The organism is Vibrio splendidus 12E03, from assembly GCF_000272105.2.
Classification (GTDB): domain Bacteria; phylum Pseudomonadota; class Gammaproteobacteria; order Enterobacterales; family Vibrionaceae; genus Vibrio; species Vibrio splendidus_I.
On record NZ_AJZD02000177.1, the window covers coordinates 1 to 534 of the forward strand.

The 534-nt window shown below is 40.4% G+C and carries 1 protein-coding gene; it reads right to left on the minus strand.

From position 1 onward, the window contains the following. Nucleotides 1–79: 79 nt before the first annotated feature. Nucleotides 80–283, minus strand: a complete 204-nt coding sequence (locus tag A142_RS12525) for a hypothetical protein (RefSeq protein ID WP_017108529.1) — start codon at nucleotides 281–283, stop codon at nucleotides 80–82. Nucleotides 284–534 lie beyond the last annotated feature (251 nt).

Below are 534 nucleotides of genomic sequence, written 5' to 3' on the forward strand. Positions count from 1 at the left end.
GAGTAATTTCCCGTATGGTTGGACGTATCAATAAAAGCCCTAAGAGCTTTTACCTCAACTTCTATGATTTTTTATAAACTTAACAAGCAGTTTGATCTTCAATGCCAAGGTGTTTTTTTGTGTATGCCATATTTATATATGGCGTCCAATTAGCTTTACAAAACTCCCTAGCCGCCTCTTCTAGCGTAATCAAACCTGCGTCAAAATCTCTTTTTACAGATTCATGAAAGCCCGGTATATCAAATGCACCTTGCTTAATGGCGATTTCTTGGTTGGTTAGCATAACTGCTCCTGAATTATTAGATTTATATGAATAATTCGCTGGCCAATGCCAAGCGAATGACATTAGCGCGGAGTAGCCCGCTAGGTTAAAAAATGGACGGTTCCTCTCTCAATTGCATTAACACACTTGAGATGGCTTTTTGTTCGTCACAACCAGGTAAATGGTCTTCGATACATTTCGCGCAATTTTCACACAAACGCATCGTGGGCTTATCACCCCGCTTTTTCGCATGACGAGCATATAAGCCGCAT

Bases quoted from the DNA above. Each gene is read 5' to 3' on its own strand.
- A142_RS12525 (WP_017108529.1), bottom strand. From the start codon at position 283: ATGCTAACCAACCAAGAAATCGCCATTAAGCAAGGTGCATTTGATATA.